Origin of the sequence: Prevotella sp. AGR2160 (genome assembly GCF_000424185.1) — a bacterium.
Taxonomy (GTDB): domain Bacteria; phylum Bacteroidota; class Bacteroidia; order Bacteroidales; family Bacteroidaceae; genus Prevotella.
The window spans coordinates 49,107-75,175 of record NZ_AUJK01000007.1 but is presented as its reverse complement, the minus strand read 5'-3'; the positions used below and the strand labels follow the sequence as shown (position 1 = coordinate 75,175).

Sequence of the window (26,069 nt, the reverse complement as noted above, 5' to 3'; positions counted from 1 at the left end):
GTGTTGATTATTTTTTCAGCCATTTGTCCAGCCAGTTGAAGAAGGTACGCTGCCAGAGGATACCGTTCTGCGGCTTTAATACCCAGTGGTTCTCATCGGGGAAGATGAGGAGTTCGGCGGGGATGCCACGCATACGTGCGGCATTGAAAGCGCCCATGCCCTGGTTGGCATTGATGCGGTAGTCCTTCTCGCCATGGATGCAGAGGATCGGCGTGTCCCACTGTCCTACAAACTTATGGGGACTGTTCTCGTAGGTCTTCTTGGCGTTGGCCGTCATGTCCTTGTTCCAGTAAGCGTCATCATACTCCCAGTTGGAGAACCAGGCCTCTTCGGTATCAGTATACATTGACTCGAGGTTGAAGGCACCGTCGTGGGCGATGAAGCACTTGAAACGCTTGTTGTGATGGCCGGCGAGGTAATAGACGCTGAAACCGCCGAAAGAAGCACCGACACAGCCGAGTTTGTCCTTGTCGACATACGGCAGGTTGTTGGCGGCATCATCAATGGCGGAGAGGTAGTCGTTCATGCACTGACCTGTCCAGTCGCCGCTGATCTCCTCGTTCCACGCGCTGCCGAAGCCCGGGAGGCCGCGACGGTTCGGGGCAACGATGACATAGCCGTGGGCAGCCATGATGAAGAAGTTCCAACGGTAGCTCCAGAACTGGGATACCGGACTCTGCGGGCCACCCTCACAATATAATAAGGTGGGATATTTCTTATTTTTGTCGAAATGCGGCGGTAGGATGATCCATACGAGTTCCTGCTTGCCGTCGGTCGTCTTCACCCAGCGTTGCTGGATCGTCGGCTTGGCGAGCTGGCTGAGGATATCGGCATTCTCCGTCGTCACCTGTGTGAGTTTTCCGCTTTTTGCCTTACCGGCGGTGAGGAGGTAGAGGTCATCGGGGGCGATCATGGAGTGACGGCTGACGAGGAGCGTGCGGCTCTTGGCATCATTGCCGAGCATCTGCAGACTGCCGTAGTCGTTCCACTGCTCCGGACTGACCTGCATGACCTTGCGGCCGAGGGTGACGTCGTAGACATTCACGCAGGCGTGCCAGCAACCGAGGAAATAGACACTCTTGCTGTCGTTGGCCCAGCAGTAGTCGTCGACATTGGAGTCGAAATTGTCCTTGTTGACAACATAGGTCTTCTTACCTGTAGCGATGTCCATGACACAGAGGCGGTTGAGATCACTCTCGTAGCCGTCATGTTCCATACTCTGCCAAGCGATATACTTACCGTCGGGGGAGAATTTCGGATTGACATCATAACCGACCATCCTATCACCCTTCTGGTGGTTGACGGTCTGGTTGCGCATTGACTTCGTGTAGTCGATGGCCGGCTCCTGGTAGCCCTCGGGCTTGCAGAGGTTACGGGTTGTCTTCGTGGCGATATCATAGAGGTAGATATCAGCATCGGTGGAGTTGGCATAAGCCACACCCTCCTTCTTACGACACGTATAGGCGATGCTGCGGCTGTCGGGACTCCAGGCAAGCTGTTCTATTCCGCCGAAGGGAGCCATCGGACATTCGTAAGGTTCGCTCTGCAGGATATCTGTACCTTCAGTGATGGTACCGTCAGCGTTGACAGTAGCCAGGAAGGGATGCTCGATACTCTCCACGTAATGATCCCAGTGGCGGTAGTTCATATCCGTCACGAGACGGCCCGTGGCCTTTGGCAGGTCAGAGGGGTTCTGCTGGATGGAACCATGATAGGGGATACTCTTGATGAGGATCACCTGCTTGCCGTCGGGACTGAAGCGGAAGCCGTCGATGTCCGTCTTGTCGTGGGTGAGCTGCTGGCGGCCGGTGCCGTCGGCATTCATCATCCACAGTTGACCGCCACGGAGGAAGGCGATCTTCCGGCCGCCGTCGATCCAGGCGGCATCGGTCTCGCTCTCGGCGTCTTTCGTCAGCGAGATCTTGTTACGGCCGTTGGCATCGGAGACGAAGAGCATCTGGTGGCCTTTGTTCTCCTGAATACTGTAGTAGCCCACTTGGTAAACGATTTTCTTGCCGTCGGGGGAGGCCTGAGCGCCACCGATACGGCCCATGGCCCAGAGCGCTTCCGGAGTCATCAGGTCGCTCTGGAGCTTGATCTCATTCTTCTGAATCATCGTCTGGGCGTTTAACGAAATACTGCCGCAGGCCAGCATCGTGGCTGCGGCAGCAATAGTGAGTGATTTGTTCATTTATAGTTCTCTTTTTTTCTCGTCAAGTTCAGCCTGTTTGCGCTTGAGCTCCTGCTGCTGGCGCTCCTGCATCTCCTGGAGGGCTTGGAGGCGTGCCATCATGCCGCCGGCTTTCTTCGGGTTGGCCTTGTTGGCCTTATAGCGGGACTCAAGGATAGCCAGGAGTTTCTCGTCATTCGTCGTCTTCCGCAGCAGCCACATGATGGCGGCGGAGAAGAAGAGGGAGACGAAGTAGTAGAAGTTCAGACCGGAGGAGTAGTCGTTGAAGACGAAGAAGAAGAACAGCGGCATGAGATACATCATCCACTGCATCATCTTCATCTGGTCTGCTTGCTGTCCGACCATCTGGTCTTTCTGCTGCTGCATGGTGAACCAGGAGTAGAGGAGCTGTGCGGCGCAGAAGAGGATACAGGTCAGCGAAAGATGGTCACCGATGAGCCAGAGGTTCTTGCTCCATTCGAAGATGGGGTCATAGGTGCTGAGGTCCTTCATCCACAGGAAACTCTGTCCGCGGAGCTGGATAGCGTTCGGCACGAAGTTGAACATGGCGATCCAGATCGGCATCTGGATGAGCATCGGCAGACAGCCGGAGAGGGGACTGACACCATATTTGGCATATTCCGCCATCATCGCCTGCTGTTTCTGCATCTGGTCCTCGGGCTTGTTATACTGTGCCGTGGCGGCATCGAGCTTCGGTTTGAGGACACGCATCTTCGCGGAACTCATATAGCTCTTCTTCACCATCGGATAGGTGATGAGTTTCAGCAACAGCGTGATCATGATCAGCACGACACCCATGGGGAAGACCTTGCTGAGCCAGTCGAAGACATAGATCGTGAACCAGCGGTTGATGATCCGGAAGAGTGGCCAGCCGAGGTATACGAGGCGCTGCATCTGCAGGTCTTTGCCTTGACCATTCTCTTTCTCTACCTTCTGCAGCAGGCGGAAGTCGTTGGGACCGAAATAGAAGTCAAATGTCGACGCGTTCTTTCCCGTAGGATCGAAGGCCGTCTTCAGTTTGGCTTGGTATTGTTTGAGATATTTGGACTCTTTGGCCTGTGGGATACTCGTCAAGAGGGCATCCTGCTGGAAACCGTTGTTAGCGATCATCACGGCGGAGAAGAACTGGTTCTTGAAGGCGACCCAGTTGATGGGGTCGTCGATCTTCTCGTCGATCTTCTCACTCGTCTCACTGAGATAGTCAGTGCCACCATCGGTATAGTGATAGGTCAGCGTGGCGTAACGGTTCTCAAAGGTATAGCCGCGCTCCTGCTGCCGGCAGTGGTCCTGCCAGTTGATATCCATACTATTGGTATTCGGCGCAAAGAGACCAGCCATACCATTGACGCGCAGGCTCATGTGGAGCATATAGTCACGTCCGAGGCGGTAGGAGAGCACGAGACTCTTGCCCGCACCGGCATTGGCGGTCATAGTGACGGTGCTGTCGGTGACCTGGCTGGGCTGGAAATAGAGGTCCCCGGTCATGATGTTGGCCTCTTTGGCGGCGAGCATGAAGTTCAGCTGCTGGTCCTTCCGGTCGAAGAGCGTCACGTTGGGCTGGTCCTTACTGCCGTCTTTGACGGCGATGTTATGACCGACATAACCCTTGATGACGGCTTTCTCCACCGTACCGCCTTTTGTGCTGAGCGTCAGGGCGACTTTGTTATTCTGAAGAACAATCTCCTGGGCCTTCTGAGCCTTCAGGGCTTCATGGAAGAGGGCCGTAGTGTCGGCTTCTATCTGTGCTTTCGCGGCAGCCTGGCGCTTGTCAGCGGCAAACTTCGCTGCTTTCTCGGCCTCTTTGCGCTTGGCGGTAAGGATGGAGTCCTTGACGAACTGGGCGCGCTGCTCCTCTTTCGACGGCTGGCTCCACCAGCTGAAGCCGATGAGGAGGAGGGCGATGAGCACAAAGCCGGTAATCGTATTCTTATCCATTTACTTTTTTACTTCTTTACTTTTTTACTTCTTCTTCTGGTTCTCGATGGCGGTCTTCACGAAGTTCATGAAGAGGGGATGGGGCTTGAGGACCGTCGACTGATATTCGGGATGGAACTGTGTGCCGATATACCATTTCAGACTCGGGATCTCGACGATCTCCACGAGGTTGCTCTCGGGGTTCTTGCCGACACACATCATGCCGTTCTTCTCGTACTCTTTCTCATATTCGTTGTTGAACTCATAACGGTGGCGGTGGCGCTCCTGGATATTCTCCTTCTTATAAATATCGAAGACACGGCTGCCCTGCTTGAGGACGCACTCATAGGCACCGAGGCGCATGGTACCACCCATATTGGTGATGTTTTTCTGCTCCTCCATGATGTCGATGACGTTATGCTGTGTTTTCTCGTCCATCTCACGGCTGTTGGCGTCAGCATAGCCGAGGACGTTACGGGCGAACTCGATGACCATCATCTGCATGCCGAGGCAAATACCGAAGGTCGGCACGTCATGGGTGCGGCAGTAATGAGCGGCGACGATCTTGCCTTCGATACCACGCTGTCCGAAGCCCGGGCAGATCACGATACCATCCTGTCCCTTGAGTTTCTCAGCGACATTGTCTTCGGTGATATTCTCGGAGTTGATGAACGTGATGTTGACCTTATGGTCATTATAGGTAGCGGCATGGGAGAGACTCTCGCGGATGGACTTGTAGGCATCCTGCAGGTCGTACTTGCCGACGAGGCCGATGTTGACGATCTCCGTGGCATTCTTGCGGCGCTCGAGGAAGGCCTTCCACGGACCGAGCTCCGGCGTGGGACCCACGGGCGTGCCGGTCTTGCGGAGGATAGCGGCGTCGAGGCCCTGGTTCTGCATGTTCACGGGCACCTCATAGATACTCGGCAGGTCCTCGCTCTGGATGACACAGTCGAGGTCGACATTACAGAAGGCGGCGACCTTCTTGCGGATGCCGTCGCTGAGGTGCTTCTCGGTACGGAGGACGAGGATATCGGGCTGGATACCGACGCTCTGCAGTTCTTTTACGGAGTGCTGTGTCGGCTTCGTCTTCAGTTCGCCGGCAGCACGGAGGTAGGGGACATAGGTGAGGTGTACGCAAACGGCATTCTTTCCGAGCTCCCATTTCAGCTGACGGATGGCCTCGAGGAACGGGGCACTCTCGATGTCACCGATGGTACCGCCGATCTCAGTGATGACGAAGTCATAATGGTATTTCTGTCCGAGGAGCTTGACGTTACGCTTAATCTCATCGGTGATATGGGGCACCACCTGGATCGTCTTGCCGAGGTAGTCGCCGCGGCGCTCTTTGTCGATGACGGCCTTGTAGATACGCCCCGTCGTCAGGGAGTTGGCCTTGGTGGTCTGGATACCGGTGAAGCGCTCGTAATGACCGAGGTCGAGGTCGGTCTCCATACCGTCGACGGTGACATAGCACTCGCCGTGCTCATAGGGGTTGAGCGTACCGGGATCGATGTTGATGTAGGGGTCGAATTTCTGGATAGTGATGTTATACCCCCTTGCTTGAAGGAGCTTACCAATAGACGAAGAAATGATTCCTTTACCAAGAGAAGAAACCACACCGCCAGTGACGAAGATATATTTTGTTTCAGCCACGATGATAAAAAGTTAAATTTTATTTTGTAATTACAAGGTGCAAAGTTAGCGCTTTTTTGGCAAAGATGCAAAATATTCCTATTCTTTTTATTACCTTTGCACAGAAAAAGAACAAGAAAGCGTATAAACGATGAAACTAAAATATTTTTCTTTCCTTTTTGTAACCTTGTTTTTCGGACCGATGCCGGTGTCTGCCGATAGTGCCGTCGGGCAGCGTCAGCCTGTTGTTTTGCCGACAGCCCTTGACAGTACGCGTACGGCGGAGCTGCGGCGGGAGGTGGAGCAGGGAAGTGCTCCGTTGTTTCTGCCGATGACGTTCTACCGCGGTCCCGTGCAACAGGCGTTCTCTCTGCAGAAGGGTGCGACGTCACCGTTGACGGCCTATGTCGACAGTCTCCTTCTGTCGGTCTATGTCAATCATCCCGACCTCGTGGAGGTAAGTGAGCGGCAGCTGGACCGCATCAGCGCCCCTGTGAAGGAGCGTGAGCAGGACCGTGAGCCTTTGGAGTCGCATCCGGACATCGTTGACATTGTCTCTCCCGGTGGTATCAGTGAACCGGAGTTCACGCCGCAGGGTCTCCTTATCCGTCGTCCGAATTTCTGGACGTTCTCGGGAGACTATTACCTGCAGTTCATGCAGAACTACGTCTCGACGAACTGGTATAAAGGTGGTGAGAGCAACTACAGCATGCTTGGCTCTGCGGTCATGCAGGCCAACTTCAACAACAAGCAGAAGCTGCGTTGGGACAACAAACTTGAGATGCGCCTCGGCATGCAGACGTCGAAGGGTGACAGCATCCACAGCCTGTTGACGACAGAGGATCTGCTGCGTCTGACGAGTAAGGTCGGTCTCCAGGCGCATAAGCGGTGGTATTACACCCTACAGATGATTGCCACGACGCAGTTCACCCATACCTACAAAGCCAACGACCCGAAGGTCTATGCCTCTTTCTTCTCCCCGTTCACCCTCAACGCCTCTCTCGGTATGGACTATACCATTGAGGCCTTCCACAAGAAGCTCGCGGGAACGGCCCATCTGGCACCTATCGCCGTCAACTATAAGTTTGTCAACCGCGGTGAACTGGCCACGCGCTATGGTATCGATGCGGGGAAGCATTCCTTGTGGGACTATGGTTCGGAGTGTACGGTTGATGTGAAATGGCTTCTCAGCGACCGTATCAACTGGAAGAGCCGCCTCTTCGCCTATACTACCTATAAAAGGACAGAACTGGAATGGGAAAACACGTTCTCATTCCAGTTCAATAAGTGGATCTCTTCCAATCTCTTCATTTATCCGCGTTTCGATGATGGTGTCGAGCGCATCGGCGAGCATAGTTACTGGCAGTTGAAAGAGTATCTCAGCATCGGTTTTTCGTATAATTTTTAACGAATAATATGCATGCCGTTTCAGCATCGGGCCGCCACAAGGGCCGGCCCCTGCAAGCGGATGGGGATCAATTCGGAGCAGCATAGAGCCATGCGACGTAAAGGATGATGAGGATGGCGAGGACCGTCATCGTCAGCAAGGTCACGCGGCGCAGGCTCTTACGCAGTTTTCTGCGGTTGAGGATCTTCCGTTTCATGATTTCGGAGTCATCAGCACGGTGGTGATGATGCCGGTGGTGGTGATGACCATCCGCTCCGATATATAAGTCATTATTGTCTGTACTCATAAATTTCTTGATCGGTTGTTATTTTAAAATTTGAAGTTGACAGCGACTTCGGCAACACTATAGTCCTTGTCGGCAGCGCCGCGGTTGTGGATATACCCATACTCGGCACTGATCTGGAAATTCTTATGGAAGTTATAGTCCATGCCGAACTCATAGCCATTATACTGTCGGGAGCAGTCACCCGTAGGCTGGTACATGTCGTAACGGACCTTCGCATGGAGTTTCTTCTTGATGATCGGCGCGATGACGAGGGCGTAGACGGCCTGGCTCTTGTTGCCTAAAGCCTCGTTGACGGTGCAGTCCTTGCTGCTGGCGTCATTGGTGTTGACGAGGGCCTCCTGGAAAGCATAGCCATAGGAATGGGCATACTCGGAACGGAATGTCCAGTCGTCGACGACATACTCGCCGGAGAAGGCGTAACGCTCCTGGTCGAGGCTGCGGACCTCATTGGTGTGCTCCTTGCCGTTCTCGTCGGTCCAGTTGCCTTTGCGGGCATAGCTGCCGGTCCATCCGAAAGCACCGAGGCGCATGCCGGCGACGGGCATGACCCACAGACCGCCGATGACATTCTTCCGCTGGTCGACATCACTGACGTTGATGCCCTGACCGTTGAAGACACCCACCTGGTAGTGGAGGAGGTTACGGCCACTGGCATTCTTCAGGAAGTCACCCTGGAGTTGCAGACCGATGTCACGACCGTTGCTGGAATGCTTGCCGCTACGGTCGGAGAAGCCGGCGAACTTCAATACGGCTTGTGAATAGGAGCGGAAACCCTGGTCGATGGGGTTCATGGGGTTCTCGAAGAGGAACGGGTTCTTGAACTGACCGATCTTCACGCGCAGGAAATCGTATTTCTGCCATTCGGCAAAGAGGTCGACGACACGCGGTGAGGAGCCGAGGGTTGACGTGTTACCATTGAACTGGATCTGTGTCTTCCAGTAGAAGTCCTGCGCGATGCGGCCTTCCAGAGAGACACGGAGCATACGCAGTTCGAAACTGTTTGACTTTGCCGTTTCCTGACCGTTATACGCATAACGGATCATGCCATAACCCGAGAGCTTCACTTGTGAGAGCCAAGAGGGCAGTTTCACCTCGGCATGGACAGGCATTCCCATGAGTGTGCTCAGGAGTGCCACTGAGATAATCCCCTTTTTCATATTCTTTTCTTGAACGATAATTGTCTTTAGTGGTGCAAAAATACGAAAAAATATTGGGGTATGAGCGTAAAAGACAAAAAAAATCCCAAAAGCATGAGCTTTTGGGATCTTTTCTGATATTTTTTACCCCCGTAGGGGCGGCTTTTACTTACCCTTCTTCTCGAGCTGAGCCTTCAGCTTAGCCAGAGCGTCGAGGTCACCGAGCGTTGTGCTGGCAGCGACATTGTTGATCTGCGGAGTCTCAGCAGCCTTCTTGTTGCCACCATTGTGACGACGGGCGGGCTTGTAGTCATCCTTCAGATCCTCGAAGGTACGGGCATGAGAGAGGATGATACGACGGCTGTCCTTGTTGAATTCGAGAACAACCCAGTCGAGCTCCTCGCCGACCTTTGCCTGAGAACCATCCTGCTTAGCGAGATGTTTGACAGTGCAGAAGCCCTCACCACCCTCGTCGAGGGTAACGACAGCGCCGCGGTCCATCATCTCGGAAACCTTACCCTTATGGGTAGAACCGATGGTGTAGATCTGCTCCCAGTTGTCCCAAGGATTCTCCTCGAGCTGCTTGTGGCCGAGGCTCAGACGGCGGTTCTCCTTGTCGATGTCGAGGACGACGACGTCGATGTCGGCACCAACGGTGGTGAACTCAGAAGGATGCTTAACCTTCTTCGTCCAGCTGAGGTCGCTGATATGGATCAGACCGTCAACACCCTCTTCGAGCTCAACGAAGATACCGAAGTTGGTGAAGTTGCGGACCTTAGCGGTATGCTTGCTGCCAACGGGATATTTCACCTCGATGGTCTCCCAAGGATCTTCCTTGAGCTGCTTCAGGCCAAGGCTCATCTTGCGCTCCTCGCGGTCGAGGGTGAGGATGACAGCCTCTACTTCGTCGCCGACCTTCAGGAAATCCTGAGCGCTGCGCAGGTGCTGGCTCCAGGACATCTCACTGACGTGGATGAGGCCCTCGACACCCGGCTGGATCTCTACGAAAGCACCGTAGTCAGCCATGACGACGACCTTACCATGAACATGATCACCTACCTTCAGGTTCGGATCGAGCGAATCCCAAGGATGCGGGGTGAGCTGCTTCAGGCCGAGCGCGATACGCTTCTTCTCCTCGTCGAAGTCAAGGATGACGACATTGATCTTCTGATCGAGGGAGACAACCTCATGGGGATCACTGACGCGGCCCCAGGAGAGGTCTGTGATATGGATGAGTCCGTCGACACCACCGAGGTCAACGAAGACACCATAGGAAGTAATGTTCTTGACGGTACCCTCGAGGATCTGACCTTTCTCGAGTTTGGAGATAATCTCCTTACGCTGCTGCTCGAGCTCTGCCTCGATGAGTGCCTTGTGGGAGACAACGACGTTGCGGAACTCCTGGTTGATCTTGACAACCTTGAACTCCATGGTCTTGCCGACGAAGACGTCGTAGTCGCGTATAGGATGAACGTCGATCTGGCTGCCCGGCAGGAAAGCCTCGATGCCGAAGACATCCACGATCATACCGCCCTTGGTACGGCTCTTGATATAACCCTGGATGATCTCATCCTTCTCAAGAGCCTCATTGATCTTCTCCCAGCTCTTAGCCAGGCGTGCCTTCTTGTGGGAGAGTACGAGCTGACCGCGCTTGTCTTCCTGACTCTCGACGTAAACCTCTACCTTGTCGCCGACCTTCAGATCGGGATTGTAGCGGAATTCAGAAGCGGGGATGATACCGTCGCTCTTGTAGCCGATGTTGACAACGACCTCTTTCTTGTCGATAGAGATCACGGTGCCTTCAACGACCTGATCGTCCTGAATCTTGTTCAGGGTTTCATCATACGCCTTGGTAAGGTCTTCCTTGCTGACGCTTGTACTCGTGCCATTCTCAAACTCGTCCCAGTTGAAGTCTGCGAGCGGCTGTACGTTCTTAAAATCTGACATAAAAATAAATAAAAAAATTAATAATTAATAAAGTTGGACTTTATGTTGAATATTTTGTTCGGGCACATGTTACCCAAAACGGCTGCAAAATTACAAATTTTCAACGGGTTATGTTTGGTTAAAAGCAAATTATTAAGATTATTTAACGACATTATCCTCTTGCAGGGGCCGTCCCTTGTGGCGGCCCGATGTCCGAAGGGCATTCCGCACGCGGATATCGATTCGGCGTTCCGCCGACGGGCCGCCACAAGGGACGGCCCCTGCAAGTGGATCCGTCCTTAATAGCTTCTGGCGATGATGACCTTACAGGTAGCGGGCTTGCCGCTGACCATGTCGGTGCCGGGGTTAGACTGGTCGAAGCCGTAAGGGACGCAGCGGATGGTAGCCTGCGTGTCCTCCTTGATCTTCGCCTCTGTCTCGGCAGTGCCGTCCCAGGGGCAGAGGAAGAAGCCACCGTCGACGATGCGCTTCTTGAACTCGTCGTAGTCGTTGCACTCATAGATACGGCTGTCGCGGTATTTCTTCGCTTTCTCGAAGAGGGCCTTCTGCATGTCCTCGAGGGTGTCCTTTACGCGCTGTGCGATACCGTCGAAGGAGACGCTCTCCTTCTCCAGGGTGTCACGGCGCATGATCTCGATGGTACCGTTCTCAATGTCACGGGCACCGAGGACGAGGCGTACGGGGACGCCCTTGAGCTCGTAGTCGGCGAACTTGAATCCCGGACGCTTGTTGTCGGCGTCATCATATTTCACGCTGATGCCGGCGGCCTCGAGCTCGTTGATGACGGGCTGGATCTTCTCCGTGATGGCGGCGAGCTGCTCGGCATTCTTGCTGATGGGCACGATGACGACCTGGATCGGCGCGAGCTTCGGCGGCAGCACAAGACCGTTGTCGTCGGAGTGGACCATGATGAGGGCACCCATGAGACGGGTGGAGACACCCCAGGACGTAGCCCATACATATTCCGGCTTATTCTCTTTATTTAAATAGGTGACATCGAAACTCTTGGCGAAGTTCTGACCGAGGAAGTGGCTCGTACCACTCTGCAGAGCCTTGCCGTCCTGCATCATGGCCTCGATGGTGTAGGTGTCGAGGGCACCGGCGAAGCGCTCCGTGGCACTCTTCACGCCCTGGATGACGGGCACGGCCATGAAGCCCTCCACGAAGTTGGCATAGACATGGAGCATCTCCTTAGCCTTGGCCTCAGCCTCCTCACGGGTAGCATGGGCGGTATGTCCCTCCTGCCAGAGGAATTCGGAGGTACGGAGGAACGGACGTGTACGCATCTCCCAGCGCATGACGTTACACCACTGGTTGCACATGATCGGCAGGTCGCGCCAGCTGTGGATCCATCCCTTGTAAGTGTTCCAGATGATCGTCTCCGAAGTAGGCCGGATGATGAGGGGCTCATCGAGCTTGGCGGCGGGGTCGACGACGATGTCGCTACCGTCATCGCTGACCTTCAGACGGTAGTGGGTGACAACGGCACACTCCTTGGCAAAGCCCTTGACATGCTCGGCCTCACGGGCGAAGAAGCTCTTCGGGATGAGGAGGGGGAAATAGGCGTTCTTCACGCCCGTCTTCTTGAACTCCCGGTCGAGTTCCTGTTGCATCTTCTCCCAGATAGCATAGCCATAGGGCTTGATAATCATACAGCCACGCACGGGAGCCTGTTCGGCGAGGTCTGCCTTGGCCACCAGGTCGTTGTACCACTGACTGTAGTTGTCAGCACGCTTGGTGAGTTGTTTGAGTTCTTTAGCCATTTCTTTATTTCTTATTGTTTTTACTGACGTTGAATGGGGAAATCCCCCGGGCAAATAGGTGTTTCCCCCTTGTCCGGAAACGGAGAATCCCGTAACTTTGGGGCAAAATTACAAAAAAATGTTCACAAAACCGCTTAGTTGCGGAAAAAAGAATTATCTTTGCAAAATAAAACTTATAGAAAGGAATTTAACATGAAAAATCTGAAAGTAGCTGTAGCAGGCATGTCCCTGCTCCTTTTGGTAGGTTGTCAAACCAACACACAGACGGGTGCTGCCGTCGGTGCCGGTGCTGGTGGCGCTCTCGGTGCCCTCATCGGCGGACTGCTGAACAACTCCCATCGTGGCACGGGTGCCCTCGTTGGTGCAGCCATCGGCGCTGCCGTTGGTGGCGGTGTCGGTACGGCTATCGGCAACCACATGGATAAGGTGAAGAAAGAGGTGGAGCAGAATGTCACCAATGCCAAGGTTGACGAGGTGACGGATGCCAACGGTCTGAAGGCCGTGAAGGTTACCTTTGACAGTGGTCTGCAGTTCGATCTTGGCAAGTCGACGCTCCGTGCTGCCAGCAAGAAGGACCTGCAGAAGTTCGCCCAGGTGCTGAAGAAGGACAATACCCTCGATGTTGATATCCAGGGCTATACCGATGCTACGGGTGGTGATAAGATCAACCAGCCGCTGAGTGAGCAGCGTGCCGCCACCGTCGGCGCTTACCTCATCCAGCAGGGTGTCAGCCGCAGCCAGTTCAAGAATGTGGCCGGTTATGGCAGTCAGAATCCTATTGTGAATGCCACCGTGGCCCCGCAGAACCGTCGTGTGGAGGTTTATCTCTATGCTTCCAAGCAGATGGTGAAGGATGCCCAGAATGGTAAATTGGATGATTAATGGGTAAAATCAAGAAAATTTTAAGATGGATGGTGGTGCTGTTTTTCAGTTCCACCATCCTTTCTGTTATAGTCTACCGCTTCCTGCCGGTATATATCACGCCGCTGATGGTCATCCGCTGCATCCAGCAGGCGGGAAGGGGAGAGAGTATCACGCTCCATCACCACTGGGTGTCGCTCGACGAGATCTCGCCCCATATGCCCGTGGCCGTCATGGCCAGTGAGGACCAGCGCTTCCTCCTCCATCACGGCTTCGACTATAACGCCATCGAGAAAGCCGCCGTCCATAACCTCAATGGCGGCAAGAAGCGTGGCGCGAGCACCATCTCCCAGCAGACGGCGAAGAACGTGTTCCTCTGGCCTGGCCGTTCCTGGGTCCGTAAGGGCTTTGAGACCTATTTCACGTTCCTCATCGAACTGATGTGGAGCAAGCAGCGCATCATGGAGGTCTATCTCAACAGTATCGAGATGGGCGACGGCATCTATGGTGTCGACGCCGTGGCGGAATATCATTTCGACAAGAAAGCCAAGGACCTCTTCCGTGGGGAGTGTGCGCTCATCGCCGCCTCCCTGCCCAATCCGCTGAAGATGGACAGTGGCCATCCGTCGGCTTATATGCGCAAGCGTCAGCGGGAGATCGAGCATGAGATGCTCTTCGTCCCCGCCTTCCCCGAGGAAGGCGAGGATGTCAACCCCGGTACCGTCGTCGGCGGGGCATATAAACACAGGTAAACCAACAGATAAACCAACAGATAAACAAGCAAAGATAAGACATGTCGGAAGAAGAACTCCTCTCTCAACTCAACCCCGCCCAGCGTGCCGCCGTAGAATATATCGACGGCCCGTCGCTCGTCATCGCCGGTGCCGGCTCGGGCAAGACCCGTGTACTGACCTATAAGATCGCCTACCTCCTGCAGAAAGGCCTGCAACCGTGGTCGATCCTCGCCCTGACGTTTACCAATAAGGCTGCCAACGAGATGAAGGAGCGCATCGGCCGCCTCGTCGACCCGCAGCGTGCCCGCCAGTTGCACATGGGCACGTTCCATTCCATCTTTGCCCGTATCCTCCGTGTTGAGGCGTTGCATATCGGTTATAAGCAGAACTTCACGATCTATGACGAGGCCGACAGCCGTTCGTTGTTGAAAGCCATCATCAAGGAACTCGGCCTCGACGACAAGAAATACAAGCCCGCCACCGTCCACAACCGGATCTCCATGGCGAAGAACCGCCTCTGTCTCCCCGACAGTTATCTCAGCGACAGTGACCAGCGCATGCAGGACCAGCGGCAGCAGATCCCCGAGGTGGGGCGGATCTACGGCCTTTACTGTGAGCGCTGCCGCCAGGCCAACGCGATGGATTTCGACGACCTCCTCGTCAACACCTATCTTCTCTTCAAGGACCACGAGGATATCCGACAGAAATACTCCCTTCATTTCCGGTATGTCCTCGTCGATGAGTACCAGGACACCAACTGGGTGCAGCAGATGATCACCCTTCAGCTGACGAAGGAACAGCAGCGTCTCTGTGTCGTCGGTGATGACTCGCAGAGCATCTACTCCTTCCGTGGCGCGAATATCGATAATATTCTCGGCTTTCAGAAACAATATCCCGGTACGAAACTCTTCAAACTCGAACAGAACTACCGGTCAACACAGCGCATCGTCGCTGCCGCCAACAGTCTCATCCGCCATAACCAGCGGCAGATCCCCAAGGAGGTGTTCTCTGAGAATGCTGAGGGCGACAAGCTCCACCTGCGGCCTGCCTACAGTGACCGTGAGGAGGCCGCCATCGTCTGTAAGGAGATGCGGCGCCTGCACAGCGGTGAAGACAGCCGGTGGAGCGACTTCGCCATCCTCTACCGTACGAACGCGCAGAGCCGCAGCTTCGAGGAGGAGCTGCGGCGTCAGGAGATCCCTTACCGGATCTTCGGTGGACTGAGTTTCTATCAGCGGAAGGAGATCAAGGATATCATCGCCTATTTCCGCCTCGTCGCCAACACCGATGACGAGGAGGCCTTCAAACGCATCATCAACTATCCCGCCCGGGGCATCGGCAACACCACCGTGGGCCGTATCGCCGCCGCTGCCGCCGCTGCCGGCGTGAGCTTCTGGACGGTCATCAACGAGCCCGCCCGTTGCCAGCTCAATGTCAACCGCGGCGCACTGGCGAAACTCATGGCCTTCCGTGATCTCATCGCCGCTTTCCAGCAGCGCCTCGCCGTCGATGATGCCTATACACTTGGAAAGGATATCATCGAGAAGAGCGGTATCTCGAAGGATATCTATACGGGCACGGATGCCGATGCCCTCAGCCGGCAGGAGAACCTCGAGGAGTTCCTCAACAGTCTGCAGGCTTTTGTCGCCGATCAGGAGGAGACGGAAGGGGAGGGACATGCCCGGCTTACCGATTTCCTCCAACAGGTGTCGCTGCTCACCGATCTCGACAGTGATGACGGTGATGACGGCGACCGTGTCACGCTGATGACGATCCATGCCGCCAAGGGTCTCGAGTTCCCCACGGTCTTCGTCGTTGGTATGGAGGAGAATATCTTCCCATCCTTGATGTCCCTCGACAGTCCCCGTCAGCTCGAGGAGGAGCGCCGTCTTCTTTATGTCGCCATCACAAGAGCTGAGCGCCACTGTTACCTCACCTATGCCCGTAACCGCTGGCGCTATGGCACGATGCAGGTCGACGAGCCGAGCCGGTTCCTCCGGGATATCGACGGTCGTTATGTCGATGAGGGCGCGGAGACCGCGGCGTCCTCTGCCGCCACCTCCCGTCGGCTGCCGTGGGAGGACGACTATGAGCCGAACAAACCGTATGTCAGCAACCCCGAATATCAGCGGGGCGTGCCGCGGTATAACAGCCGTATGCAGAACAGCCGTCCCGTGGCCTCTCAGTTCATGGCCGATCCGAAACCGAAGATCACGCGTCCCCGTCGCCCTGAGGCTGCTGTCGATCCCTTCTCTGAGGGCTTCAAGCGCAAGCTCGTGGAGCATGGTGGCAGTCTGCGCCGTCTCAACGACGCGATGACGAATGGCGGACGGGCCGTAGCAGCCCCCTCGTCCTCCAAGGTCTCCGCCGCCGCCCTTTCCCCCGGCACGAAGGTGGAGCACCAGCGCTTCGGCATCGGTACCGTCATCAAGGTTGAGGGGACGGGAGAGAACGAGAAAGCGACGATCGACTTCGACAACAGCGGGAGGAAGCAGCTCCTGCTGAAGTTCGCCCGCCTCAGCGTCATCGGGTAGGGACATAATTCATTATGTTCCGCCATTTGTCAAAATATTTTACTAAAAAGGGTGTCGTATCCAACTTCGGTTCTAGCGTGGCGATGGGCTTTTCCGAGCCCGCTTTCGCCTTTTCGCTGCTCTGCACGTACCAGAATTTTTTCTCTTTCGTGCAGAATTTTCTAAACATCGTGTTTACGAGCCTATCTATGGGAGATCCATGCGCCGTTTTCGTGTATAATCGACTGTATAAAACGGAAATAAACCTGTGTTTTTAATGGTTTTATGCGAATAATTATGCAATATTCGGTTGCTTGAATTTTACTATACTGATTATCAGGTGTTTACAACTCGCTTATTTCTGAAATATTTCCGTCCTGTCGTCCGCTTGCTTCCCTCCATGTCCTCCAAAATCCTTTACTTGTCAAGATTTTTTACCAAAAGGGGTTCACTGTCCAGCCGGTCCTTCCTCGTTCGCCAGTCGGGAAGATACCTGTCCATTAAGGCCCAGAAGGTGTCGTTGTGGAGGCGGACTTTCGTATGGATCAGCTCATGTACGACGACATATTCGATGCAGGTCCGTGGCTTCTTGGCGAGCTGTAGGTTGAAGAGCAACCGCTTGGTTCGGTAGTTGCAACTGCCCCATCGCGTCTGCATGTCCTGGATCTGCCAGTCGTAGTAGGTTGTATTCATCGTCGTCGTCCATTGCTCGATCATGGGGCCGAGCACCTTGGCGAGCTCGGCGCGGTACCAGTCGTTCATCAGCGTCTGCCGTTGCGCCTTCGTCGTGCCGGGCTTCACGGTCATGAGGATGAACTGCTTGTTCTTCACGGCGACATGCGGCGGCATGCAATGGGTCTCGACCAGCAGACGGTAACGCGCCCCGAGGAAGTAATGGTCTTCTCCGGAGACATATTCGCGGTCGCTCTGTCGCGGTTGCTCACTGATCTCCCGCTGTTTGGCATGGATCCAGCCGATACGGGAGATGACGAAGAGCTTCACCGACTCGTCATCCATCGTGTCGGGCGCAGAGACATGCACGCGCCCGTCAGGCGGATAAACGGTGAGGTGGATATTCTTGATCGGTTTGAAGTCGACAGCCACAGCGGTCTCGTCAATATTCAGCGTGATACTTCTTGTTGTCTTCACCATTAGTATTCCTTCTGCGCCTTGATGATATTGAAGACCTTCTCAATCAGGGCTTCGTTCTCTTTCCCTAATAACTGACCGACAGCAATTTTGATTGCTCGCTCCTTCATCCTTGAGCCGCGCCACTTCGCTTTAGCCACTCTGCGGACAGCTGCATCCACTTGCAAGGTTACATCCATGTCTTTGTCCAGATTGTCATAGAGCGCCTTCTTACCTGTGGTGTTGATGGCGGGAGGATATTTCTTGAGTTTCAACTTCTCTTCGCGCAGCTTCTCGACGAGCTGCTTGATCAACTGCTTATAGTCGATCTGCTCTTTCTTCAACTGCTCCAAGAGGTTGTTGAGCATCTCCGACATGCGGTCATAGTATTCGGGGTTCTCCTGATGCTTCTCAATGATGATGCGCCGGGCATTGCCGGTGATATATTCCGCCATGTTCTTTGGATCGCTCATCGTCTTCGGCATGTGCCTGGCACCTTCCTCCGCACCTTTGTCGAGGATGATATCCAAGAAACTGATATCGCTCATGTCAGCAACGAGGTCACTGTCTTTCGCACGCACATAGTTGTCGAGCAGCTGCCGCATGCCCGGCGTGTAGGCTTTCAGGTCGATGGCATCCCCACTCTTGAGTTTGAGCTCGTCCTTGAGATCATTGTAGTAAGCCACGGTCTTTTTCATCTCGGCAGCCTCGGTAGCCGTATATCCTGCCACCTCCATGTCGTTGGCAATGTTGATATAAGCCCGCACGAGGTCTTCAATGGCTTTATAGAGCAATTGCCGTTTCATGGCGTTCTTCTCGCTTTCCGCCCATTGCTCATCGGGTGGCGTCGTCTCCCGATACACGAAGAAGGCGAAGTAGCCCTCCTGCGTCTTCGGCTCCACATCCTCGCACATCTTGCGCACGGTCTCCAATGCCTTGTCGAGATCCTCACGTCCTTGCTTGACGCGGTTCTTCACGAGCCCCTCGACATCCTCCTTGTCGAAAGCGTCGAAGGCTCCGCTGGTATAGTCGTCGACGGCATCACGGATGGCATTGAAGAGATCCTGATAGTCGATGATGAAACCATAGTCCTTGTTCTCCCCGGCCACGCGGTTCACGCGGCAGATAGCCTGGAAGAGGTTCTGGTCCTGCATCTTCTTGTCGAGATAGAGATAGGTGGCGGCAGGGGCGTCGAAGCCCGTGAGCAGTTTCGACACGACGATGACGAGTTTTATGCGGCCGGGATGGTCCACAAACTCCTTCTTCACCTTCGCCTCATAGTCGGCAGCCTTCAGGTCCTTGCCGAGAATCTCCTCATAGGTGTCGTAGATAAACTTCTTGCCCGTCTCGCCTTCCCCCGTGTACTCGTCTTTCACGTCCTTGCTCTGGGGCTCATAGCTCGTCACGAGACCGACATGCCCTTTCAGACTCGTCTTCTCAAACATTTTGTAGTAGCGGCAAGCCTGATAGATGGAGTCGGCGACGAGCATGGCGTTGCCGTAGCCTCCGGCCAGGGCGGGCTTCGTGTCCATGTCCATTACGATATCCGTCACGATACGGTCCATGCGCTCCTTGGCGGAGAAGAGCTTCTTCATCTGCGCCCACTTGCCCATGAGCACTTTCTTCGCCACGCGGCTCAGGCCCTTGGTCTTGGCGTCGAACCACTGGTCGACCTTGTCTTTCGAACCTAAATACTGTGCCACGTTGCGCGGCTCGTAGCGCAGGTCGAGGATCACCTTGTCATCGACAGCCTCGTCGAACTTATAGGTATGGATGAAGCTGCCAAAGATCTCCAACGATGTACTTTTCTTGCTGCGGAGTATCGGGGTACCCGTGAAGCCGATCATCGTGAAGTCCTTGCCCATGATATGCTCCATCGCCTTGTGCAGCAGTCCACTCTGCGTGCGGTGGCACTCGTCGACAAAGACGATGACGTTCTTGCCTTTCACCGAGAAGTCCGCGGGGAGCTTCTGCTGAATGATCTCCATGTAGGCTTTCTCGTCATCGGGTATGCGCTTGTTGCCGACATATTCTGCCGGTATCCGCTTCCGGGCGCCGAACTTATGGATGAGGGTACAGATGAGCCATTTGTTGTCGTGGTTGAGCAGACTGATAAGCTGGGCGCCACTTGTTGCCTGACTGATGTCTTCCTTCACGTCGGCAAAGCCTTGCTCGATCTGGTCGTCGAGCTCATTGCGGTCGGTGACGATGATCACGCGTGGGTCCTCGAGGTTCTCATGGATCCATTTCGCCAGCCATACCATGATGAGACTCTTGCCCGAGCCCTGACTCTGCCAGATGATGCCGCCCTCGTGCTCGCCGATGCGCTTCTGCGCCGCCTTGATGGCAAAATACTGGTTTGGACGCGCCGCCTTCTTGATGCCGCCGTCGAAGATGATGAAGTCGTGGATGAACTCCAGGAACCGCTCTTTGTCGAAGAACTGCATGATGCTGCGGTCGAGCTCATTGGGGAAGAGCTCCGGCGTGTACCGGCTCTTCGGACAAGGGTCACCGCATGGCTCCTTCCAGCGCAGCCAGAACTTCTCCGGTGTGCCGATGACGCCATACCACAGGCCCTCGGAGTCGTTGCCGGCAAATAAGAGCTGGATGGTGTTGAAGAACTGCGGGATATAGTCTTCCTGCTGGTTGCGGATCTGCTGACGGATACCTTCGTGGACAGATACCTTCGAGCGCTTCAGTTCGATCGTTGCCAGGGCGATGCCGTTGACATAGACGACGATGTCGGGACGGATGGTCGTCTCCTTGCCGAGGCGTTTGACCGTCACCTCCTGAGCGACATAGAAGTCATTGTTCTGCGGGTTCTTCCAGTCGATGATTGGGATGTTGTGCGTCTTGTCGCTGATATCCTCTTTTGAGGCGACGCCATAGCGGAGATAGGAATAGAACTCTTCGTTCTTGTCGTAGAGCTGCGAGGCGAGCGAGAGGCGGGAGGCGATGCTGAGGACGTTCACCGTATGGTCGATCTCGTGGATCGTTTGTCCTTGTCTCGACAGATAAGTGCGCAACAGGTCCGGCTTCATGTTCGTGTTCTCCTGATTCTTGAGGTTGCCGAGATAGAGATAGCCGAGGTTCATGTGGCCCTCAGCATCGGCAAAGGGGAAACTGTCGGCAGCAAATCCTTCCTTGCTGTCGAAATCCTTGCTCATCAAGTGGAGAAGGCGTTCTTGTGCCTTGATTTCTATATCATCTACTTCTGCCATAGTCGTATTTTATTTTTTGTTACACCAACCGAATCTTTCCCGTCAGCAGTTGCTGCATCATGCCTTGTTTCAGTTCCTTCAGCTTGTCCCGCTTGCGTTCCAACGCCGTGATCTCAGAGTCCATATTACTGAGGATAGAGGCAATGGCACGCTGCTCGGAGATATCGATTGGGATTAAGATTCTTTGCTCCTTCAATTTTTCTTGAGACATTGTTGGAATTGTGCTTCCTCCTGTTATTGATAATACTTGAGCCTGATAATCATCATCTATCAATTTATAATATAGGAAATGATTATCACATTTAAAATCCTTCATTACTACGAACTGAGGATTAATGGTGGCTTTTTCATTTAGTCCTGTCACGATTGCACATTTTCCTATAGAAGCTGTTTTGCAAAATAGTATATCCCCATTATAAACTTTAATTTCAGGACTCTCCTCATATTTATTAAATGAGATATAATCGCAATCATCAAAAGAGAGTTTAAAGTCATGTATATCAGAAGGGCTGAAAGTAATCGCTCCCATCCCCTTTTCTACTAAGTCGTTTTTTGTATATCCTCTAAATCCTATTCTGCCATATAGCTTACAAAGACTTCCAATATTAACATTGCTCCATTCCCCTTTGTATCCGTTCAGTCTTTTCTTTCCCGTGAGGAGTTGTTGCATAGCGCCTTGTTTGATGAGTTTCTTCTTCTCAATCTTCTTCTCTACGGCTGCTATCAATGCATCAACATTGCTCAACGCCGTGGCGATACGGCGCTGCTCAGACAAAGAAGGAAGAGCAATTAGACAAGCATTAATATCTTTATTTGTTATCTGATTAATGGTAGCTGATGAATTTCCATGAATTTGGTTATAGACATAATCAGATTGCCATGCAAATGAGACATATTTGTAATCAAAATCTTTGTATACTCTCAGGATAGTCATAAAAGCGCCAAATGCTGCTCCCACGCAACGCTTATCTAATATCGTTGATTTTCCTATCAGTTTTGAACTCCCATTCCTTACACATATTAGTATGTCATGCTCCTGTACTTTGGCTCTGTCTGGAATGTACATGTTGACATAGACCTTATCATCCAAACTTAGAAAGCCATTTTGAATATTAGATGAGCGTAAAACTAGCGTCCCATGATCACTAACATCTTCAGGGTGATATGTTAACCCTGTAAAGTTCGAAGCTACAGCTGAGAGTTTGACTACTCCCCACTTCTCCGGAATCTTTCCTATCTCCGTATCTTTGAATTTTGTCTCAATCATCTTTGTTCTCTTTTAGTTTTGTACCCAACCGATAAATTCATTGGTCGAACATTATTTGAGGTGGGGCACAGAACCCCACCCTGCACTGTATTTGAATTGCGAACGCAGTGCGTTCACAATTGGTAATTGCGCACACAGTGTATGCGCAATCGCCGTCAATACCCCATCTCCTTCAGGCTTGCCTCCACCTTCTTCTCCAGCTCCTCGATCTCCGCGTCTATCTCCGGCAGTGTCTCGGCATAGCGGTCGTGGAGCGCCGTGACATCGGTCGTGATCTGCTGACTGATACGCTGCATCTCCTCGTTGAGACGACTGCTCAGCGAGGCAAACCATTTCTTCTCGATGACGAGACGGCGGATGTCATCCTCCGAGAGGCTGTCATACTTCTGGCGCGTCTCGTCCAAAAGGGCGACATTGAGCTCCTTGATCTTCTTGTTGACATCGGCTATCTTGTCTTTCAGCGTCACCCACTGGCACAGCACCTTGGCTTCATCCCCATTTGCAGGCAACGTCTTGATTCGCTTGTTGATCGTCTGCTTGTTGATCTTTTTGTCAGCAAAGAGCTCTTCATCGAAGGTTTGCTCATTGTCTTCGACGAGACTGTTGAGCTCGTCCTCGAGACCGCTCTTCTCTTCCTCTTTCTGTTCAATGGCGCTCAGCTCGTCGGCAAAATACTCGTTGACGACGATGCTGACAGGCAGGAGGTCGCAGGCAATGTCATCGATGCTCGTCGCCACCTTCGCCTTCGGCTGTTTGCCGCTTTTCTTCTTCTGCTCGGGCTGCGGCACATAGAGCGTCGCCTTCCATCCGTCGCTGTCGATGAGATAGAAGTCATCCTGCATCGTCTCTGCCCAATAGTTCATCAGTTGGTCGTAGACATCGTAGGCATTGACGAGCGAGGCGTCTTTCTTGAAGATCTCGAGAAGGTCGGCGCTGAGGCGGGCGATGAGCAGTTTCGGCGTGATGCCCTGGCGGAGGCCGTAGAAGAGGTCGTGCTCACGGTCGGTCCAGGTCTTGAAACTGTGAAGGAACGCGTCACGCTGCTTCAGGAAACTGTTGTTCTGCTCCACCGTCTGACGGATCTCGTCGGGCTTGCAACGGAGCTGGTAATAGCCTTGGCGCGTAGCGGGTTCGAAGAGTGCCTCGCGAAGGGTGGGGCACACCTCCCAGTAACGGTGCATCTGCTCAATGTCGTGAGGCGGCAGACCGCCCCCGAGATGGGCACTGATGTCCTGTGTGATCTCCTTATCCTCCGCCGTGATATAGCGGGGGATATTCAGATTGTAGTCGTTCTTCTCGTTGGCGATCTCCTCATTGCTGACGAAGCGGGCATAATGCGGCACATCCTGATGCGCGTTCCACACGTCGACGATACGTCGGTTGTCCTGCTCGCGCAGCCTGTTCTTGTTGCCGTCCTTGATGAACCCGTCCTTGGCATCGATAAAGAAGATACCCTTGCGATTCTCGGCATCTTTCTTGTCGAGGATGAGAATGCAGGCGGGGATGCCCGTGCCATAGAAGAGGTTCGGCGGCAGCCCGATGATGCCTTTGATATAATGCTTTGTGCCGACGATATACCGGCGGATCGTGGCCTCGGCGCCTCCGCGGAAGAGTACGCCGTGAGGCAGGATGACGGCACCCTGACCCGTGGGGTTCAGGGTCTTGATGATATGCAACAGGAAAGCGTAGTCGCCGACACTCTCGGGAGGAACGCCCGTGGTGTCAATGCTCCAACGGCCGTAGATATCGTTCTGCTGCCCGCTGCCCATCCAGCTCGACAAGGAGAAAGGCGGATTGGCAACGACATAGTCGTAGGTGTCGAGCTCGGTGCCTTCCCGGAAACGGGGCGAGCGGAGGGTGTCACCCTGGCGGATGTCAGCATCGACGACACCGTGCAGGATCATGTTCATCTTGCACAGGCCCACGGTGGCATTGTCTTTCTCCTGTCCGAAGATACTCACGCCTTCGGGGCTGTTCGTCTCTGCCTGGGCACGGAGGAGCAGGGAGCCACTGCCGCACGTGGGGTCGTTGATCGTCGTCTGGCTGCTTGTCACCTTACTGAGGTCGAGGAGCTTCGCCATGAGCCGGCTCACCTCGGAGGGTGTATAGAACTGTCCCTTCGACTTGCCGCTCTCGGTGGCGAAGTTCTTCATCAGGTACTCGTAGGCATCTCCGATGAGGTCATCATCGTTGGCGCGGTTGTTGGAGAAGTTGAGGCCGGCATCCTGGAAGACGCCGATGAGGTTGCTCAGCGTGTCGACCTTGTCCTTGCCCTTGCCGAGCTTCTGCTCGTCGTTGAAGTCAGCCTCGAAGCGGTCCATGCCGTTGGCTTCGGTGAGTGCGTCGAGGGCCTCGTTGATCTTCTCGCCGATGTCCTTGTTGCCTTTGAGCCTGACGAGGTCGTCGAAGCTGCTGCCTTCGGGGATGTCGATGATATAGTCGGGATCGGCTTTCTTCTTGTCGGAGATGTACTTCAGGAAGAGGATCACGAGCACATAGTCCTTGTACTGCGAGGCATCCATCGAGCCTCGCAGCTCATCACAACTCTTCCAAAGTGTACTGTATAGTTGACTTTTCTTTATTGCCATAGGTCTTGTTCTTTGTTGCAAAAGTAGTGATTTTTCCTGAGTCTTAAAAATAATAGTTTAAAAAATGGCAAATTAGTTGTATATATAATTCCCCAACAAGAATGCCGTCACCGGCATCGGGCCGCCATAAAGGACGGCCCCTGCAAGCGGATTGTCGACCGTGTAAGTCCGTGATGTCCGTTTCCAAACAGTCTGTGGTTGTCCGCTGCCTCACGGAAGGCGCAGCCGGTTTTTATTTTGTTTTTATGGTTTTCGTGAATATCAAACCGCCAACATTATCCATTATCCGTTGTCCGTTTTTCGTTATGCGTCAGCATCATTTTTTACCCTTTGCAACGCTTTTAAAGTTATTTAGGACGTGATTTTTGCTATTCCATTGGTTTTTGTGTAATTTTGCCGTGAATTTGCAGAAGAGGGCCTTTGCGGGTCCCTTTTCAGAGTCAAGAAAATATTGAAAACAGAAATATTATGGCAGAAGCAATTGATATCCGGGAGTTGAATGCCCGTATCGAAGAACAGAGTCGGTTTGTCACCGATCTGACGACAGGAATGAACCAGGTCATTGTCGGACAGAAACATCTCGTGGAGTGTCTGCTCATCGGACTTCTCTCCGACGGACATATCCTCCTCGAGGGTGTCCCCGGACTGGCCAAGACACTGGCCATTAAGACCTTGTCACAGCTCATTGACGCTGATTACAGTCGTATCCAGTTCACCCCCGATCTCCTCCCTGCCGATGTGGTAGGCACGATGATCTATTCCCAGAAGGATGAGAACTTCCAGGTGAAGAAAGGTCCCGTCTTCGCCAATTTCGTGTTGGCCGATGAGATCAACCGCGCCCCGGCGAAGGTCCAGAGCGCCCTCCTCGAGGCTATGCAGGAGCATCAGGTGACCATCGGCGAGCAGACTTTCCCGCTGCCGAATCCCTTCCTCGTCATGGCCACGCAGAACCCCATCGAGCAGGAGGGCACGTACCAGTTGCCCGAGGCACAGGTGGACCGTTTCATGCTGAAGGTCATTATCGGCTATCCCTCTCTGGAGGAAGAGAAACTCATCATCCGTGAGAACCTGCAGCCGTCGATGCCCCGTGTGACGCCCGTGGTCAAGGCTGACGATATCCTCGCCGCCCGCAAGGTCGTCGGAGAGGTGTATATCGACGAGAAGATCGAACAGTATATTGCCGACATTGTCTTCGCCACCCGTTTTCCCGACCGTTATGGCCTTTCCGAGCTGAAGGACATGATCACCTTCGGCGGCAGTCCCCGTGCCAGTATTGCCCTGGCGAAGGCCTCCCGCGCCTACGCCTTCATCAAGCACCGCGGCTATGTCGTCCCCGAGGATGTCCGTGCCGTCGTCCATGATGTCATGCGTCACCGTATCGGCCTGAGCTATGAGGCTGAGGCCAGCAACGTCACGAGTGAGGAGATCGTCTCCAAGATCGTCAACAAGGTAGAGGTACCCTAAATGAATAAGTCGG

16 protein-coding genes are annotated in these 26,069 nt (G+C 53.9%); 5 read left to right on the top strand and 11 right to left on the bottom strand.

The annotated features are described in order from the left end of the window. Positions 1-7: 7 nt before the first annotated feature. From G604_RS0106380 to G604_RS0106370, 3 genes are read right to left on the bottom strand one after another with little or no spacing between them, the layout of a single operon-like run. Entirely contained in the window at positions 8-2,191 is a 2,184-nt protein-coding gene (locus tag G604_RS0106380; RefSeq protein ID WP_028909848.1) for an alpha/beta hydrolase family protein, read from the bottom strand. Next, on the bottom strand, positions 2,192-4,126 hold the full coding sequence (gene yidC / locus G604_RS0106375) for a membrane protein insertase YidC (RefSeq protein ID WP_028909847.1): 1,935 nt from the start codon (positions 4,124-4,126) through the stop codon (positions 2,192-2,194). Between the two features lie 24 nt (positions 4,127-4,150). After that, the gene (locus tag G604_RS0106370; RefSeq protein WP_028909846.1) at positions 4,151-5,761 is read right to left on the bottom strand and encodes a CTP synthase; all 1,611 of its coding nucleotides are present in this window, start codon (positions 5,759-5,761) and stop codon (positions 4,151-4,153) included. Between the two features lie 130 nt (positions 5,762-5,891). Between G604_RS0106370 and G604_RS13710 the strand changes: the two genes are divergently transcribed. Continuing rightward, on the top strand, positions 5,892-7,148 hold the full coding sequence (locus G604_RS13710; RefSeq protein ID WP_051220255.1) for a DUF3078 domain-containing protein: 1,257 nt from the start codon (positions 5,892-5,894) through the stop codon (positions 7,146-7,148). 67 nt (positions 7,149-7,215) lie between these two features. Here the strand turns inward: G604_RS13710 and G604_RS0106360 are convergent, their stop codons facing one another. The 4 genes from G604_RS0106360 to proS all read right to left on the bottom strand — a co-directional run bounded on the left by G604_RS0106360 (position 7,216) and on the right by proS (position 12,280). Next, positions 7,216-7,434, bottom strand: a complete 219-nt coding sequence (locus G604_RS0106360) for a hypothetical protein (RefSeq protein WP_028909845.1) — start codon at positions 7,432-7,434, stop codon at positions 7,216-7,218. 23 nt (positions 7,435-7,457) lie between these two features. Continuing rightward, a complete protein-coding gene (locus G604_RS0106355) occupies positions 7,458-8,591 on the bottom strand; it encodes a porin (protein ID WP_028909844.1) in 1,134 nt (377 codons plus the stop codon). A gap of 144 nt (positions 8,592-8,735) precedes the next feature. Continuing rightward, complete coding sequence (gene rpsA, locus G604_RS0106350; RefSeq protein ID WP_028909843.1) at positions 8,736-10,517, bottom strand: 30S ribosomal protein S1; 1,782 nt, start codon at positions 10,515-10,517, stop codon at positions 8,736-8,738. A 278-nt stretch (positions 10,518-10,795) separates the two neighbouring features. Beyond that, the gene (gene proS, locus G604_RS0106345; RefSeq protein ID WP_028909842.1) at positions 10,796-12,280 is read right to left on the bottom strand and encodes a proline--tRNA ligase; all 1,485 of its coding nucleotides are present in this window, start codon (positions 12,278-12,280) and stop codon (positions 10,796-10,798) included. A gap of 192 nt (positions 12,281-12,472) precedes the next feature. Between proS and G604_RS0106340 the strand changes: the two genes are divergently transcribed. From G604_RS0106340 to G604_RS0106330, 3 genes are read left to right on the top strand one after another with little or no spacing between them, the layout of a single operon-like run. Next, complete coding sequence (locus tag G604_RS0106340; protein ID WP_028909841.1) at positions 12,473-13,162, top strand: OmpA family protein; 690 nt, start codon at positions 12,473-12,475, stop codon at positions 13,160-13,162. After that, positions 13,162-13,893, top strand: a complete 732-nt coding sequence (gene mtgA, locus G604_RS0106335; RefSeq protein WP_028909840.1) for a monofunctional biosynthetic peptidoglycan transglycosylase — start codon at positions 13,162-13,164, stop codon at positions 13,891-13,893. Before G604_RS0106340 ends, mtgA begins: the two co-directional genes overlap by 1 nt. A gap of 41 nt (positions 13,894-13,934) precedes the next feature. Beyond that, the gene (locus G604_RS0106330; RefSeq protein ID WP_028909839.1) at positions 13,935-16,409 is read left to right on the top strand and encodes an ATP-dependent helicase; all 2,475 of its coding nucleotides are present in this window, start codon (positions 13,935-13,937) and stop codon (positions 16,407-16,409) included. A 396-nt stretch (positions 16,410-16,805) separates the two neighbouring features. On the opposite strand, the gene G604_RS0106320 is transcribed toward G604_RS0106330, so the two are convergent. The 4 genes from G604_RS0106320 to G604_RS0106305 form a co-directional block, all read right to left on the bottom strand. After that, entirely contained in the window at positions 16,806-17,540 is a 735-nt protein-coding gene (locus G604_RS0106320; protein WP_036904758.1) for a M48 family metallopeptidase, read from the bottom strand. Continuing rightward, the gene (locus G604_RS0106315) at positions 17,540-20,737 is read right to left on the bottom strand and encodes a type I restriction endonuclease subunit R (protein ID WP_028909836.1); all 3,198 of its coding nucleotides are present in this window, start codon (positions 20,735-20,737) and stop codon (positions 17,540-17,542) included. Before G604_RS0106315 ends, G604_RS0106320 begins: the two co-directional genes overlap by 1 nt. A gap of 19 nt (positions 20,738-20,756) precedes the next feature. Further along, positions 20,757-22,004, bottom strand: coding sequence for a restriction endonuclease subunit S (locus tag G604_RS14730; protein ID WP_051220254.1), 1,248 nt, complete (start codon positions 22,002-22,004; stop codon positions 20,757-20,759). A 155-nt stretch (positions 22,005-22,159) separates the two neighbouring features. Continuing rightward, on the bottom strand, positions 22,160-24,592 hold the full coding sequence (locus G604_RS0106305) for a type I restriction-modification system subunit M (protein WP_028909835.1): 2,433 nt from the start codon (positions 24,590-24,592) through the stop codon (positions 22,160-22,162). Between the two features lie 468 nt (positions 24,593-25,060). Between G604_RS0106305 and G604_RS0106300 the strand changes: the two genes are divergently transcribed. Beyond that, positions 25,061-26,056: an AAA family ATPase gene (locus G604_RS0106300; protein ID WP_028909834.1), complete on the top strand. Its 996-nt coding sequence runs from the start codon at positions 25,061-25,063 to the stop codon at positions 26,054-26,056. Positions 26,057-26,069 lie beyond the last annotated feature (13 nt).